Here is a 15425-nt window from a genome sequence, read left to right on the forward strand (position 1 = left end):
AGGGATTGATCTGCGCATGTAAGGGCAGCCGCGAAGGTTGGCAACGCGCGAGCTGGGACCTAACGAAGGAGGCCGACACCAAGGGGAATTGCTGATGACGCGTATCGCACCATTTCTGGCGGCCTGTGCTGCAATCACCGCCGTTCCTCTTGCCGCGCAGCGCACCGCTGCACCCGCGACCGGGGTTGACGCGAAGGTTGCGGCACTGCGCGACAAGGCGCTGACCGACGATACCGCCTACAAGATCGTCGAGGGGATCACGACCGAGGTCGGCCCGCGGATGACCGGCACCGAGGCGGCACCACGGGCGCGCGCCTGGTCGGTGGCCAAGCTGAAGGCGCTCGGGTTCAAGAATGTGCGGATCGAGCCATACCAGCTGCCGGTCTGGTCGCGTGGCACGGAGAGTGGTGAGCTGGTCGCGCCCTATGCGCAGAAGCTGCATCTGGTCGGCCTCGGCAATTCGGGCGCAACGCCGCCGGGCGGGCTGACCCTGCCGATCGTGTATTTCCCGACGTACAACGACCTGGCGCTCGCCGCCGACGGCAGCCTGAAGGGCAAGATCGCCTTCGTGTCGAACACGATGCAGCCGACCCAGGACGGGTCGAGCTATGGATCGCAGGGCACCGCGCGCTTCGTCGGACCGAACGTCGCCGCCAAGAAGGGCGCGGCGGCGATCGTGATCCGGTCGATCGGCACCGATCACGGCCGCGGGCCGCATGCGGGCAACACCAATTTCGACACGGGCGTGACGCCGATCCCCGCCGCCGCGCTGTCGGTCGCGGACGCCGAGCATGTCGAGCGGCTGGTGAAGCTCGGCAAGCCCGTGACGCTGAAGCTGGTCCTGGAAGACAAGCAGGTCGGGATGCGCGAATCAGGCAACGTCGTCGCCGAAGTCCCCGGCACGGATCCCAAGGCGGGCATCGTGCTGGTCGGCGGCCATCTCGACAGCTGGGATCTGGGCACCGGCGCGATCGATGACGGCGCGGGCATCGCGATCACCGCGGCGGCCGCTAAGATCGTCATGGACGGCAGCCAGCGCCCACGCCGTACGATCCGCGTCGTCTGGTTTGGCGACGAGGAGAGCGGCGGCTTCGGCGGAGCCGCCTACGCCAAGGCGCACGCCGGCGAACGCCACGCGACCGCCGCCGAATCGGATTTCGGTGCCGATCGCGTCTGGCGGTTCGAGAGCAGCCTGCCCGACGCCGCCAAGCCGATCGAGGATCGCCTGGCGGTCGCGCTCGCGCCGCTCGGGATCGTCCGCGGTGCCGACGCCCCGCACGGCGGCACCGATGTCGGCCCGGTGATCGCCACGGGTGTCGCCGGAATCGACCTCAACCAGTCGGGCCTGCGCTACTTCGACTACCACCATACGCCCGAGGACACGCTGGATCTGATCGACCCCGAACAGCTCCGCCAGAACGTCGCGGCCTGGACCACGGTGATCGCGACAGTGGCCAATGCACCCGAGGAAATCGGGTCAATTGTGCCCCAGAAGTGACGAATTGCATGAACCAATCTGTCATCGTTCTGCCGCAAACCTTGCGGACAGATGAATTTAGCGGATTGACCGCCCGCCGGGGGCCGCTATTTGACGTGACTTCGCGACGGCAATCGGGTCGGCCGCGAGTGAAACTATGCTTGGGAGCATTCGAATGAAGAAGATCGTTCTGATCGCTGCTGCCGCCGGCCTGATGTCCGTCGCAGCCTGCAGCAAGTCGCCAGAAGCCGCCGCAGTTGAGAACAACGCGGACATGCTGGCTGACAACATGGAAATGCAGGCTGACAACATGGACGCCATGGCGGACAACACCTCGAACGCAGTCGCTACCGACGTGCTCGAGAACGCTGCTGACAACATGAACGCAGCTGCCGACAACGTCCGTGACGCTGCCGACGAGAAGACCGACAACATGAACTAAGACCCTGTCGGGCGTTCGCGCTCGATAGAGTATTAGTGTCGGAAAGGGCGTTCCTTCGGGAGCGCCCTTTTTCTTTGCCTTTTGCTTGTGCGCCCTTTTGCGGGATGGACGCTTGCGCTAACGCGGTTACGGGTTGGGCCTGTAGCTCAACGGTTAGAGCTGGCCGCTCATAACGGCTAGGTTGCGGGTTCGATTCCTGCCGGGCCCACCAACCCCTTGCCCTGTCATCGAGCCAAGCGCTTGAAAACCGATGTCGGGTTCGAGACCTTCACGACGTGCAGTGCATTCCGACGTTGCTGAAACCGCAGAGCGCCGGTTAGTCCGGTACATCAGATTTCCGTCATCACGCCCTGATAGACAGGCTCTTCCATCGCGCGGCCCGCACCGATCGCGACGCAGGTCAGCGCGTTCTCGGCGACCGTGACGGGCAGCCCCGTCGCGTCCGACAACACTTCGTCGATCCGCGCGAGCAGCGATCCGCCGCCCGTCATGACGATGCCCTGATCGCAGATGTCGGCAGCCAGTTCGGGTTCGGTCTTCTCCAGCGCAGTCAGCACGGTTTCGACGATCTGGCCGATCAGATCCGCCAACGACGCCGCGATATCCGCCTGCGTCACCTCGATCTCGCGTGGCACCCCTGCACGCAGGTCGCGTCCCTTGACGCGCATGACCTCGCCGATCCCATCCTCCGGCATCCGCGCCATGCCGACCGCCAGCTTGACGCGCTCTGCGGTGGCTTCGCCGATCATCAGATTGTGCTTGCGACGAATCATCGAACTGATCGCCTCGTCCATCTTGTCGCCGCCGACCCGTGCCGACGTGCTGTAGGCAAGCCCTCGCAGCGACAGCACCGCCACTTCGGTCGTGCCACCGCCGATATCGACGACCATCGCCCCGACCGGCTCGGTCACCGGCAGTCCGGCACCGATCGCCGCCGCCATCGGCTCTTCGATCAGATACACCTTGCGCGCCCCGGCGTTGGACGCCGCCTGGCGTATCGCGCGACGCTCGACCAGGGTCGCGCCGGACGGGATGCAGATCGCGATCTCGGGATGGCGTGGCAGTCGGCTGGGCCCGCCATGCGCCTTTTCGATGAAGAACTTGATCATCTGCTCGGCGACGTCGAGATCGGCGATCACGCCGTCGCGCATCGGCCGGATGGTCTCGATCCCGTCGGGCGTCTTGCCCATCATCAGTTTCGCTTCGGCACCCACCGCGCGCACCTGCTGGACGCCATTGCGCGTTTCGATCGCCACCACGGACGGTTCGTTCAGGACGATGCCCTGACCGCGCAAATAGACGACGGTGTTCACCGTTCCGAGATCGATCGCCATGTCGTTCGACGGGCGGCTGAACAGGCGAGGAAGACGCATGGGCTATGACAATCTGAAAGCGTGCGCCCGTTACCGTGGCCACTGTATGAAACCATATGCTGTCGGCGTCGTGCGATCCGCGTCAATCGCTCTGCGCCCGGACGGGCGAACCCAACGACGATCACGACGGCAATCTCAATACGGCATCACGGAATGGGTCGTGGTAAGATCCGACGCCGTACTGCGCCGGCAAGACATGCCCTCGCCCCCCTGCCGATGAACGGATCGACCACGGGATATGCGTTACGCGCACCCGCCTGCCGTCAGCCGATCGGCAGGTCGAACAGCAGTTCGCGGACGTAGCGCACCGGGGGCGAACCATGCGCGAGCAACGCGTCGTTGTAACGCTTGAGATCGAACGCCGCGCCCTGCCGCTTCTTGGCCTCTTCGCGCAGTGCCATGTGCTCCGAATAACCGGTGAAATAGCTCAGCAGCTGCGTCGAGCCGAGCGACGCACGGACCCATTTGCCCGCCGCCTCGCGCTCCTGCTGGAACGCGGTGTGCGTCATCAGTTGCATCGCCTGCTCGCGCGTCATGCCTTCGGTGTGGATGCCGATGTCGAGCAGCGAGTTCGAGATCGAGCGCAACCGCATCTTGAGCACGGTCAGCTTGAACAGCGGATCGCCGTTCAGATAGCCCTGGTCCGCCATCATGCCCTCGGCATAGACCGCCCAGCCCTCAATGAACGGCCCCGAGCCGAGCACCGCGCGCAGCGTCGACTGTGTCGCATTGGCGTGCGCGAGCTGCAGATAATGCCCCGGCATCGCCTCGTGCACCGCGAGGTCGTGGATCATGTAGTCGTTATATTCGCTGAGGAACGAGGTCGCCTGCGCCTCGGTCCAGTCGTCGGGGATCGGCGAGACGGCGAAGAACGTGCCGAGGTTCTTTTCCAGCGGGCCGGGGGAATCGCAGTACGCAACTGCGACGCCCTGCTGGAACTTGGGCATCGTGATGATCTTCACCGGGCTGTCGGGCATTCCGACCAGCCCCTTGTCGCGGACGAAGGCGGTCGCCTGCGCCAGCGCCTTGGTCGAGGCGTCGATCATGCCGTCGCGTGCTGGGCGCTTGGCGTAGGTGAGTTCGAGCGCGAGTTGGATCGCGGCCTGTTGCTGCGCCTCGGACGGCTTGTCGGGAAGCAGCAGCGCGCCCTTCTTGGCCCCGAATATCTGGCGCGCGATCGCGTACATCTGCGCGCGCGTGTCGACGATCGCGGCCTGCGCGCGGCGCTTGATCTCGGCCCGGGTGAGGTCGGATTGCAGTGCGAAGCCGAGCTTCTTGTCGTAGAGCGCCGCGCCCAGGCGGAAGTCGCCCTTCGCACCGGGCACGAGCGTCTTGTCGAGCCAGACCTGATGCTCGGCGACCGCCGCCTTCAGTTTGACGAGCGCGGCGTCGAACCGCTTGGCGTCCGCTGCCGACAACTCGCTCTTGTGCGGGGCGAGCATGGTCTCGGCGATGTCGACGATGCCGCTGTTCTGTTTCGCCACGGTCGTCGCGTAGATCGACGGCACGCGCGCGACCACGATGTTGGCGCGTGCCTGGGCCAGCAATGCGGGGAGCGCCTCCATCCGCGCGGTCGCCGCGTTCAGCCGTTGCGGCCACGGCGCGAAATCGCGCGCGGCGAGCGAATAGAGCGAGCTGCCGGCGATGTCGTTATAGACCTGCGGATCCCACGCCCACCCGCCGAGCGTCTCGGTATCCCAAATGTCGTAGCGCAGCGCATTGTCGAGCAGCGCCGCGTCGACCTGCTCCTCGCGCGACAGGGCTTTGCGGTCGATCCGCTGGAGGTCGGCGAGCATGGCCTTCGAGAACGCCTCTCGTTTGGCGCGCCCGGCGGCGGACATGTCGGTGATCTGCGCGTCGAACCGGTGATCGCCGAGCGATGTCGCCGACGACGGATTGAGGCGGGCGAGGCCATCGACATAGCGCTTCGACAGCAACGCGAACGCGCTCGTCTCGGCTTGCGCGGCCAGCACGGGCGCAGGGATCGACGAAACGGGCAGCGCGAGCAGCGCGGCGCTGAGCAACAGACGGAAATTACGCATCTTGGAATTCCTGACGATCAGCGCTGTGGCGCGAGTTGTGCGTTCAGATAGACGGTGACGAGCGCGGCGCGCTTGGCGTCCTCGATCTTGTCGGCGCCCGCCGCGTGGCCGCCTTCCGGGTTCTCATAGTAAAAGAACGGATCGCCATACGCTTCCAGCCGCGCGGCGAATTTGCGCGCGTGGCCGGGGTGGACGCGGTCGTCCTCGGTCGAGGTGTAGATGAACGGCGTCGGGTATTGCACGCCGCGCTTCAAATTCTGGTAGGGCGAATATTTCGAGATGAACGCCCAGTCCGCGGGCTTGTCCGGGTCGCCATATTCGCCGATCCACGACGCACCCGCCGACAGATGCGAATAGCGCTGCATGTCGAGCAGCGGCGATCCCATCACGATCGCGCCGTAGAGATCGGGCCGCTGCTCCATCGCGACGCCGACCAGCAGGCCGCCGTTCGACCGACCGGATACCGCGATCTTCCGCTTGGCACTGACGCCGGTCCGCACCAGATCGTCGCCGACCGCGTGGAGATCGTCATACGCCTTTTGCCGGTTTTCACGCAGCGGCATCTGGTGCCAGCGCGGCCCGTATTCGCCGCCGCCACGGATGTTGGCGAGCACGAACGCGTTGCCTTCCTCGACCCAGAACAGCCCCGCAGGCCCCGAGCGATAGGGCTGGTCGACGAGGTAGGTCGGTGTTTGCGCGTTGCGGAACCCGCCGTACGCGTGGACCAGCGCGGGTACCGGCCCCGTCGAGCCCATCTTGCGCACGAGGAAATACGGGATCTTCGTACCGTCCTTAGACGTCGCGAACCGCTGTTCGACCTGCATCGTCGAGGGATCGAACCGCGCGGGCAGCGTGTCGACCGCCACCGGCTTCGCGTTGGGGCGGACGGCATAAAGCGCGGGCGGGCTGAGGAAGCTCTCGACAACCGCAAAGGCGACATCGTCCTTGCCTGCGGTCGCTTCGAGGTGGATCGTCGATGCGGTCGGCAACGCCGCGACGCCTTGCGTCCAGACGCCGTCCGCGCCGCGCGTCAGCGATACGAGCCGGCCCGAGACGTCGTCGAGCATCTTCACCCACAGCACCGACTTGCTCGAATCGACCTGCTCCACCGCCTGCGTCGCGGTCGGTACCAGCACGCGCTCGATCGTCGGCGTGCGTCCAGCCAGCACGTCGGGGACGCTGTACGCCACGACCGACCCGCTCGGGATTCCCTTCCAGTCGGACGCCAGCGTCGCGATCAACCGGCCATCGAGGACTGCGTTGATCTCCGCATCGTCGGGCAACGGCGACGGCACCAGCCTGCCGTCCTCGGCGATATGACTGCGCTTCGAATGGAAGAAATCGACGTTGCGCGACACCAGCGGATAGCGCCGGTCGCCATCGGTGAAGACGCTGGTCTCGATCCCGACATCGTCCGCCGTCGCGCTCGTCACGGTGGCCGCGGCCGAGAGCGGCATGCCGCGTTGCCACCGCTTCACGGTGCGCGGATAGCCTGATTTCGTAAGGCTGCCGGCGCCGAAATCGGTCGCCACGTACAGCGCGTCCGGCCCGGCCCAGTTCAGCCCGGTCTTAAAGCTCGGCACGAAGAAGCCGTCGGTCACGAACTTGCCCGTCGGGATGTCGAACTCGCGCTCCTCGACCGCATCGCCGCCGCCGTTCGACAGTGCGACCATGCAGCGATCGTACGACGGCGAGCGGCACGTCGCGCCTTTCCACACCCAGCTCTTGCCCTCGGCCTTACCCAGAGCATCGACATCGATCAGCGTCCGCCACACCGGCTTGCCGCTGGTGAACGAGGCGAGCGAGGCGACCCGCCACAGGCCGCGCACGTTCGTCTTGTCCTGCCACAGGTTCAGCACCTGATCGCCGAGAATCTGGTCGGGCGTCGCGATCTGGCGATCCGCCTGCAACAGGTCGAGCGCACGCTGGCGGTAGCGCGCATAGCCAGGCTTGGCTTCGAGCGCGGCGAGCGACTGCGTGTTCCACCGCTTGACCGTATCGAGCGCACGCGTGCCGTGGATGTCCTCGAGATACGCATTCGGATCGGTAGCGGGAGCCGGCGTCTGGGCCAGCGCGGTCGTCGAAAGGGCCAGCAAGGCCAGGAACGGCAGGCGTCTTTGCATCATCACTCTCTTATCGTTCAGTGATGCGACTGTAGGCAGCGCGGTCCGCTACGCCAGCCCCTCTCTTCAGATCATTCGGCCTCCAGCGCGAGCAGCGCGAACGTCGCCAGCCAATGCTCGCCCATGTAGTCGTCCGCGAGATGCGGCAGCGCCTCCGCCAAGTGCACGTCGGCGATCGCGCGCGCGGCGGCAGGATCGGGGAGTGCATCGGCGATCGTCCGCCAGCACCACGCGCGCGACAGGTTCACGCCGTCGAGATGCGCGAGCCGGCCGTCCGTCCGTTCGCTGACGATCGCGGGGGAGCGCAGGCATGCCGTCGCGGGGCCGAACGGATCGGGCAGGAACGCCGCCAGCCACGGCGCGAACTCCGCCCCGAGCACATCCTTCATCAACACCGTTTCGCACAGCGTCGCCGACAGGAAATCCTCCCCGCTCGGCTCGAACGGGCGGCAATCATGGTCGTCGCCGTACCAATCCCGCGCGCGCGCCTCGATCAACGCGGCGAGCGATGCGTCGTGCGTCCGCGCCCAGCGCAGCGCGTGGACCAGCGCGAACGCGGTGCAATCATGCTTGCCGCTCCGCACCGGGTAAATCAGCTTTGGTAGGTAAGCCGCGAACCGCGCCGCAAACGCGCGTGCCAACGGCTCGACCGCCGCCGCCCAGGGCCGGTCGGGTCGCCGCGCCAACTCGTCGTGCAGCGCCAGCAGCCATCCCCAGCCATAGGGTCGCTCGAACCCGCCGGTGCCCGGCCGATCGAGATACGCCACCTCGCCCGCGATCAGCGCGGGGACGAGCATCCGGTCCGCCAGCGCCTCGACCGCGGCGGCCTCCGCCATGTCGGGATACAGCCGCGCGAGGCGCATCACCTGCCACCAGCCATGCACGCAGCTATGCCAGTCGAAACTGCCATGAAACACCGGATGCAGCGTCTTCGGCAGCGCCAGGTCGCCGGGCCCGTCGAGCACTTGGTCGAGCTTGTATGGCCATTCGCGGGTCAGATGCCCCAGCGTCAGCCCGGCAAATCGTGCCGCCGTCGCCTGGTCGAGCCGCTGTGTCATCGTGTCATCCCACATCGTTCGTCGGACATTCAGCTGCTGTGATCCGAAATGATCTTCCACGTCCCGCCACGCCGCTCGAATACCAAAGTCGTCATGCCCGATTCGCTGGTCGACGCCCCGGTCAGCGTCCACCGTGCGAACAGCATCGCATGCGCCGGATCCAGACCGCGCATCTCCAGGAACGCGAACGACAGCTTGCCGCGCGCATTGCCCGTGCCGCTGAAGCTGGACCGGTATTTGTCCGCAATCGCCGGCTTGCCGCGCAGCAGTCCCTTCGGCGTCACGAACACCGCGTCCTCGGCATAAATGTCCATGAAGCGCGCGAGATCGCCCGCGTTCCAGCCCGCCGCGCTTGCTTCCATGCCCTTGCGGATCGCGATTTCGGCGGGCGTCTGCGCGATCGCGGGTGCTGCGATCGCGACGATCGCGAGGGGTATCATCACGGTACGCATCATTCTCTCCCCATCAGTTCGAGCAAAGCCGCCTCGCCGACCGGTTCGGATAGCAGGAAGCCCTGGTACAGGCTGCATCCCCCCGCGGCGAGCAGTTCGAGCTGCGACGGTCGCTCGACCCCCTCGGCAATCACTGCCAGCCCCAGCGAACGCGCCATCGTGATCGCGCCCGCCACCACCACACGGTCGCGCGCGCTGCCATCGATGTCCCGCACCAGCGACTTGTCGATCTTGACGTAGTCGAGCGGCAGCGACTTCAGATAGGCGAGACTTGAATACCCCGTCCCGAAATCGTCGATCGCCACCCGGCACCCTGCCCCGCGCAGTTCCGCCAGCAACGCCGACGCCGCCGCGAGGTCTTCGATCAGCCCGGTCTCGGTAATCTCGACCGTCAGCCGCCCGCGCGGGAACCCGCTCTCGTCGATCCGCGCGAGGAACAGCGCGGCAAAACCCGGCCGCGTGATATCCGCCGCCGTCAGGTTCAGCGACACGCGCAACGTCCCCAGAACCTCGGGCCAGGCGATCGCACGGGCCAGCACCAGCCGCTGGATATGGTCCGACAGCGCGATGCCCAGATCGGCCCGGTCGGCGGCGTCGAACAACGTATCCGCCCCGAGCGGCCCGAGCGCCCGGTGGTTCCAGCGTGCCAAGGCCTCGACCCCCGTGATCTTGCCGCTCGCGATCTCGACTTGCGGCTGCCAACGCAAGTCGATCTCGTCGCGCTCGATCGCATGGTGCAGGTCGATCGCCAGCGCGTCGATCGGCGCGACTCCGTCGGGCAGCGCGACGTGGAGCACCGATCCGTCGCTCGCCTTCGCCTCCGCCAGCGCCTCGCTCGCCCGGCGCAGCAACGCCGCCGCATCGTCGCCCGGCTGGCGCTGCGCCACGCCGAAGCGACAGCCGAGCACGGCGCGCGTATCGGCCACCGCGAACGGCCGCGCGAGCGCCGCGTCCAGCGCGGTGATCGCCGCCGTCACCGCGGCCCCGGCCGCCTCGATCACCAGCACGAACTCCGACCCGCCAAGCCGCGCGACCATCGCATCCACGCCGATCGCCTGGCGCGCGACCGTCTCCGCGCGCAACACGGCCGCTTCGATCAGGCCATCCACCGCGGGGCGGCCATGCGCCGCATTGACGATGTCGAGGCGCGACAGCGCGACCAGCACCACCGCCACCGGCCGCTCCTCGGCGATACGGCTGACGATCCAGCGCCGCGCTTCGCCGGTCTCCCTGTCATAGTGCGATGCGCCGGGTATGCCGCGTCGATCGATCGCGCCGCCGGATGCGCGGGCGGCATGGCGCCCTGCGAACCGCAGCGCCTGGACGAGTTCGCCTTCGCTCGCCGGACTGGCAAGGAATTGCGTCGCGCCCGCATCAAAGAACTCGCCGATCGCCTCGACATCGCCGCGCGATACCAGCACCAGCAACGCCGCACCGTTGGTAGCGACCAACCCGCCCAGTCTGCGCGTCGCCGAAAGTCCGTCGTCGAGCGCACCGCGCGCATCGATCAACGCGACCGCGGCACCACTCCCCAGGAACCGGCTTTCCAACCCTTCGGCATCGCCCACGACCGCCGCCTGCCACGCCGCACCGGCCCCTGCGCTCGCTAAAATCTCCGCGATCTCATCACGTTGACGGAACGATACCGCGAACAGCGTCGTTGCGATCTGCATGTCTTCCATATCCGTCGCACCTCGCTCGATTGGTGCGAGCCTAGCCGCCGTATCGCCGCGCGCCAATCCAATACCAGCCGATCCGGCCTTGTTAGTGGGACAGTCAGGTCTTAGCTCGGAGAAGATGACGATCGCGCCCACCCTCGAGCAAAAGCCGCTGCGCGATACGCATGGTCGCACGATCAAGTATCTGCGGATTTCGGTGACCGATCGCTGCGACCTGCGCTGCCGGTACTGCATGTCCGAAAAGATGACGTTCCTGCCGCGCAGCAAGCTGCTGAGCCTCGAAGAGATCGCGATCATTGCAGAGCGTTTCATCGCGCGCGGCGTGACAAAGATTCGCTTGTCGGGTGGCGAGCCGCTCGTGCGCCGGGACGTTGCCGAACTGGTCCAGCGCCTGGGTCACAACATAGGGTCCGGCCTGGAAGAGCTGACGATGACCACCAACGGCACGCGCCTAGCGCAGCATGCCGAGGCGATGGTCGATGCCGGCATCCGCCGCGTCAACGTGAGCATGGACAGCCGCGATCCCGAGCGCTTTCGCTACATCACCCGCCACGGCGACGTATCGCAGGTGATCGGCGGGATTTACGCCGCACGCGACGCGGGGCTTGCGATCAAGATCAACATGGTCGCGCTGAAGGGCTTCAACGAGGACGAGATCGCACCGATGCTCGCCTGGTGCCGCGATGAGGGCTTCGACCTGTCGCTGATCGAGACGATGCCGCTCGGCGCGATCGACGAGGATCGTACCGATCGCTTCCTGCCGCTGACCAAGGTGTTCGAGGATCTCGGCCATCAGTTCACGCTCGCCCGCGACGCGCACAAGACCGGCGGCCCCGCGCGCTACTGGAACGTCGATGGCACGGGCACGCGTCTTGGGCTCATCTCGCCGCTGACCGCCAATTTCTGCGAAGGTTGCAATCGGGTGCGACTGACCACCGAGGGCAAACTGTACATGTGCCTGGGCCATGACGATCAGGTCGACCTGAAGGCGGCCCTGCGCGAAGGCGGGACCGCCGGCCTCGACGAAGCGATCGACGCAGGCTTGTTCGCCAAGCCCAAGGCGCACGACTTCCGCATCGGCCAGGGCGAAGGCCCTGCGGTCGCACGCCACATGAGCGTCACCGGCGGATGAGCCTGTACGAGCGGCGGGCGCTGGTCGCGTCCAATACCCCGCCTGCTCGTGCCGCCGAAGCGGAACTCGCCGACATGGGCGAGTGGGTGCCTGTCGAGGAGGCGGACGTCATCATCGCGCTCGGCGGCGACGGGTTCATGCTGCAGACGCTGCACACGATGCTGGAGCGCCGCAAGCCGCCCGTGCCCGTGTTCGGCATGAACCTCGGCACCGTCGGCTTCCTGATGAACGAATGGCGCCACCACGGCCTCACCGACCGGCTGGAGCGCGCGAAACCGTTCAAGGTCATCCCCCTCAGCATGACCGCGATCGGCGTCGATGGCCGGACGCACACGCTGCCCGCGATCAACGAAGTCTCGTTCCTGCGCGAGACCCGCCAGACCGCCAATCTCGAAGTGACGGTGAACGATCGCGTCGTCCTCGCCGAACTCGCCTGCGACGGCATCCTCGTCGCGACGCCGGCTGGCTCGACCGCGTACAACCTCTCCGCGCACGGCCCGATCCTGCCGCTCGGCTCGGGCATGGTCGCGCTGACCCCGATCAGCCCGTTCCGCCCCCGGCGCTGGCGTGGCGCGATTCTGCCCGACAAGGCCCGCATCCGCATCCGCGTACTCGACCCCGGCAAGCGCCCCGTCTCCGCGGTTGCCGACCAGCGCGAGATTCGCGACGTCGCGCAGGTCGACATCTGCATGGACCGCGCCCGCGAACTCACGCTGCTGTTCGATCCGGAGCACGCGCTCGACGACCGCATCACCATGGAACAGTTCGTCGCCTGAACGCGGTTTATCGCCGACTTTGCATTTTTGCGGCGAAACCCGCTTGCATCGTCCGACCGGCCGTTTATAGAGCCGCCTCCGGCAACGTTCCCTGATAGCTCAGCGGTAGAGCTCTCGACTGTTAATCGAGTGGCCGTAGGTTCGAATCCTACTCAGGGAGCCATTTTCCGACTGTTAAGTCGTTGCATTACCGGATTTTTTTTGCTTCGTGCCTAAAGACGTTCCCTCACCGGAACCCCCGCCGCGTAACTGACAATACTGAACGGCAAGCTTCAATGTGGAACCCGGGGCTTAATGATTCGCTCCCGGCCAGTTTTACTCCACCGTCTGGAACCCGGCCCACTCGTGCCGGCCCGACGCCACCCCCTAGAACCTTTTTTGTTGCGTCCTTCGTCACCTTGCAAACCCGGTCGTGCTTCTCGTCCTCGTCCATCTTGCGCCAGTCCGTTCTTGCTACCAGCGCGTCTAGCTTCGGCTTGGCCTGCCCACCAGTAAGCTCCTGCAAGCGTTCGTGCTGCGCAGGCGTCCACTCGACCGACTCGCCGCCGACCTTGTGCGAGCGCTGCGGCTTCGTCACTGGCGCGCCGATGTCGATTAGCGGCTTTATCCTCGGGTCCACCTTGTCGCGGCTCGAGTAGAGGGCCGATACCAGTTCCGGCCCAACCGCCTCCTGTTGCGTCATCGGCTTCCCGAACACGTCGGGGCGAGGGTATGCGCCCGCCAATCGGCAACCCGGATCGCGTCTAGGCCGTGCGGACCGCCATAGAGCGCCGCCAGAACGGGGAGGAGGCATAAGGGCAACCCGAGCCCCCGGACCCCGCCAGGATGCCCCTAGACCTACTGCTTGGGGCTGTCCAAGCCTGCCCCGCGCGCTGCCGTCCCGTCTCACTGCCCGCAAAATCGACCGGATGGACAAGCTGGATGGCGACGCCGACCTGGAGCCCGACGAGGATCGTTATGCGGCCGGTGACGACGATCTGGGCGGGGTGTCGATCCACTAGGCCTCACTACCTTTGAGAGAGGGAGTGCCGTGGTAGTGATAGGGGGGGGCGTTGGTCATCCGGCGTCTGGAACATATCGTCCGGAGCCAGAGTCAAAGGTTAGGCTTGGTCGCGCGAACTTTACGGAAAAAGCAAACCGACCGGCGATGTTGAAAGAACCCGATTCACGCCAGCTCGCTGGTACCATCATGGCCAAACCGTAACGGCCCGCCCAGACGGGTGGAGAGGGCGGGCCGGCCGGGAAACGTTGGGAGTAAACCCGGCAACGGATGAATGCCGTTCTTCGCTTACATCCGCAAGTGGTAACGGCCCGCCTCAAGCGCCGTGTGAACGCGAGGCGGGCCGGCCGGGGCCGTACGCACCCGGCAAACGAAAGACGCACGCCGGATCAATTCGGCCCAGCATTGGAAAGAATCATTGATGACGGCGGCAACAGAGCCGGCGTGACTTTTAGCCGCGCGGCCGCATTGGCACTCGTGAAGCGGCGGGGGCGACGAACAGGCTTCACGTTCTGGCAACGTATCGCGTTTCGTGGGTCATGCCGGGGCCGAAGAATACGAAGCTGACCCTTGGGCTGACCTACATGAACGATGGCAAGATGGTGGTCGCGCCAATGGAGTACGGTATCGAGCTATCGAATGGGCGCGAACAATCCAAAATCAGGCGGCTCCTGACTGGGGTACGCGCCTACAGTTGATAATCGTCAGTCGTGACAACGGATGTGATTGCGAAGTTTATAGTCGTTGCAATGCCAAGGGTACGCGCTGCGAGGGCGATGCCCCTGCTGAACGACCTTGTGGGCTTTGTACCGGCCGCCATCGTGACGTGATCCGTGAGATACGGCTCTAGGCTGACGGTCATTATGTCGTTGAGCGTCAGCGCTGACGGGTAGAGCAATGCTTGCCACGGTCATTCCGAGAGCGGCCAAAATCGAGATCTTCATCTTCATAACCTCCACCCGGTCATCGGGCGTGGATTGCAATACGCTTCAAGAGCCAGACGACTCCTGAACCGCTCTGTAGTGCGGCGTACATCTCCACTTCAAAGCGAGCACGTGCAGTGCGTAGGCGACTTCCGCTTATTCATGACGGCTCAGCATCCGGGATATGTCACGGAGCCGAGCCAGTTTCTACCGGAAGCCTCGAAGGACAAAGCAATGATGCTTAGTTCGAAGTGGGCAAAAGCGCTCGGTCTGAGAACGAACACGGCTGTTCCCCACCTAGCTGGCTTCCGCTGTCAGGTCGCGCAATAAAAAGTTCCTCGCTCTCCGAGGTACAGCGCAACCTACAACCGGAGAACGAGGAAATATGACCGAGCGGCCGGGCTCGGGCGCCGGTCCATCACCGGGCCGGGCAGACAACAAATCTGTTAACAAAATATTGATTCAGTCTACCTTGTAAGGAGGTGACTAGCCTTTCAACGCCTGTTGAGCCGCGACGGCCATTTCACGAAACGCCGTTTTCCATGTCGCACCGGCGTCAGCCCACGGCGTCCGGTCCTCAACCCGCTCCATACGGCTCTCCACATGTATGCAGCGACGTGCTCGATTACCACAATCTCATCGTTGTTCGTACAGAGCCGGCACCGTCCAACCATAACGAATCCTTGCAAGTTTGTTCTCTTTGCGTTCCTTAGCCGGGTGCACCGGCAAACGCGAATCACGATCGATCTGGCGGTCCAGATTCTTCGCTCGACGCTCGATCARACGAGYRCTGGTCGGGTCGATACCGTGCCCGTTCGACTGGCGCTGCGCCGCCTCTGACCGCACTRTCCGGAACGCTGGCCGCTCGTAATGTTCTGGGAGGGCGCGCAGCAAGAGCACGAGACCGGCCGAAGCCAGAGCGTGACAGCGTTGTTCAACGGCATCGTC

12 protein-coding genes and 2 tRNA genes are annotated in these 15425 nt (G+C 65.4%); 6 read left to right on the top strand and 8 right to left on the bottom strand.

The annotated features are described in order from the left end of the window. Positions 1 to 94: 94 nt before the first annotated feature. The 3 genes from ASE69_RS20105 to ASE69_RS20115 all read left to right on the top strand — a co-directional run bounded on the left by ASE69_RS20105 (position 95) and on the right by ASE69_RS20115 (position 2130). Positions 95 to 1498 (top strand): M20/M25/M40 family metallo-hydrolase, encoded by a 1404-nt coding sequence (locus ASE69_RS20105; protein ID WP_056490676.1) that lies wholly within the window; start codon positions 95 to 97, stop codon positions 1496 to 1498. Positions 1499 to 1652: 154 nt separating this feature from the next. Next, on the top strand, positions 1653 to 1919 hold the full coding sequence (locus ASE69_RS20110; protein WP_031393308.1) for a hypothetical protein: 267 nt from the start codon (positions 1653 to 1655) through the stop codon (positions 1917 to 1919). 135 nt (positions 1920 to 2054) lie between these two features. Next, positions 2055 to 2130, top strand: a tRNA-Ile gene (locus tag ASE69_RS20115). 118 nt (positions 2131 to 2248) lie between these two features. Here ASE69_RS20115 and ASE69_RS20120 read toward each other — a convergent pair. The 6 genes from ASE69_RS20120 to ASE69_RS20145 form a co-directional block, all read right to left on the bottom strand. Then, positions 2249 to 3292 (bottom strand): rod shape-determining protein, encoded by a 1044-nt coding sequence (locus tag ASE69_RS20120; protein WP_056490679.1) that lies wholly within the window; start codon positions 3290 to 3292, stop codon positions 2249 to 2251. Between the two features lie 263 nt (positions 3293 to 3555). Beyond that, positions 3556 to 5334 (bottom strand): DUF885 domain-containing protein, encoded by a 1779-nt coding sequence (locus tag ASE69_RS20125; RefSeq protein ID WP_056490682.1) that lies wholly within the window; start codon positions 5332 to 5334, stop codon positions 3556 to 3558. 17 nt (positions 5335 to 5351) lie between these two features. Then, positions 5352 to 7460, bottom strand: coding sequence for a prolyl oligopeptidase family serine peptidase (locus tag ASE69_RS20130; RefSeq protein WP_056490685.1), 2109 nt, complete (start codon positions 7458 to 7460; stop codon positions 5352 to 5354). A gap of 68 nt (positions 7461 to 7528) precedes the next feature. Then, a complete protein-coding gene (locus ASE69_RS20135) occupies positions 7529 to 8515 on the bottom strand; it encodes a DUF2891 domain-containing protein (protein ID WP_056490761.1) in 987 nt (328 codons plus the stop codon). 29 nt (positions 8516 to 8544) lie between these two features. Continuing rightward, the gene (locus ASE69_RS20140) at positions 8545 to 8967 is read right to left on the bottom strand and encodes a YybH family protein (RefSeq protein ID WP_162236897.1); all 423 of its coding nucleotides are present in this window, start codon (positions 8965 to 8967) and stop codon (positions 8545 to 8547) included. Then, a complete protein-coding gene (locus tag ASE69_RS20145) occupies positions 8967 to 10640 on the bottom strand; it encodes an EAL domain-containing response regulator (RefSeq protein ID WP_235519006.1) in 1674 nt (557 codons plus the stop codon). Before ASE69_RS20145 ends, ASE69_RS20140 begins: the two co-directional genes overlap by 1 nt. A gap of 124 nt (positions 10641 to 10764) precedes the next feature. Between ASE69_RS20145 and moaA the strand changes: the two genes are divergently transcribed. From moaA to ASE69_RS20160, 3 genes are all read left to right on the top strand, one after another. After that, the gene (gene moaA / locus ASE69_RS20150) at positions 10765 to 11778 is read left to right on the top strand and encodes a GTP 3',8-cyclase MoaA (protein ID WP_056490694.1); all 1014 of its coding nucleotides are present in this window, start codon (positions 10765 to 10767) and stop codon (positions 11776 to 11778) included. Beyond that, positions 11775 to 12554 carry an NAD kinase gene (locus ASE69_RS20155; protein ID WP_056490697.1) on the top strand — a complete coding sequence of 260 codons (780 nt, stop codon included), beginning with the start codon at positions 11775 to 11777 and terminating at the stop codon, positions 12552 to 12554. Before moaA ends, ASE69_RS20155 begins: the two co-directional genes overlap by 4 nt. An 88-nt stretch (positions 12555 to 12642) precedes the next feature. After that, positions 12643 to 12717 (top strand) — tRNA-Asn (locus ASE69_RS20160). Positions 12718 to 12780: 63 nt separating this feature from the next. Here ASE69_RS20160 and ASE69_RS20165 read toward each other — a convergent pair. After that, positions 12781 to 13236 carry a hypothetical protein gene (locus ASE69_RS20165; protein WP_156362432.1) on the bottom strand — a complete coding sequence of 152 codons (456 nt, stop codon included), beginning with the start codon at positions 13234 to 13236 and terminating at the stop codon, positions 12781 to 12783. 1877 nt (positions 13237 to 15113) lie between these two features. Beyond that, positions 15114 to 15425: hypothetical protein (locus ASE69_RS23105; protein WP_235519007.1), on the bottom strand; the 312-nt coding region annotated here is incomplete at its 5' end.

The organism is Sphingomonas sp. Leaf208, assembly GCF_001421415.1.
Taxonomy (GTDB): Bacteria; Pseudomonadota; Alphaproteobacteria; order Sphingomonadales; family Sphingomonadaceae; genus Sphingomonas.